The organism is Bremerella sp. JC817, assembly GCF_040718835.1.
Classification (GTDB): Bacteria; Planctomycetota; Planctomycetia; order Pirellulales; family Pirellulaceae; genus Bremerella.
In genome coordinates this window covers 1-400 of record NZ_JBFEFG010000250.1, presented here as the reverse complement: position 1 = coordinate 400, position 400 = coordinate 1, and the positions used below count along the sequence as shown (strand labels likewise).

1 protein-coding gene is annotated in these 400 nt (G+C 54.8%); it reads right to left on the bottom strand.

The window, feature by feature from the left end:
* Positions 1–128: 128 nt before the first annotated feature.
* Positions 129–260, bottom strand: coding sequence for a hypothetical protein (locus AB1L30_RS03880; protein WP_367012077.1), 132 nt, complete (start codon positions 258–260; stop codon positions 129–131).
* Positions 261–400: the final 140 nt, after the last annotated feature.

The window sequence follows — 400 nt, the reverse complement described above, 5'->3', positions numbered from 1 at the left end:
GCGATAATGCAATCCCTACCCTAGCCCTCCCCCGAGCAACCGCCGATCGCGAATGGCTGCTGCTCGTTTCGCCTGAAAGCGAGTCCCTCATGTCTGAAGCGGCAGCGGAACCCCAAAGCCAAATCTCTTTATTTCGTGTCCTTGGGATCGGTGAGGAACCCGTTCCAAACGTTTTCCATCAAGATCTGAATGTTCGCTTCCTTGGCGATTGGAATCGCCTTCTTGATCTGCTCGATCGTCGACGGGCAATCGGTAGACATAACAATTTCAATCGACTGAAGATGGAGCGTGACCCTCCCGATGTTCGACTACGACGAAGAGGAAGGTCGCTGGGTTGCCATGCATCATCCTTTCACCGCTCCACGTCCGCAAGACCTCGAACTGCTCGACAGCGATCCGG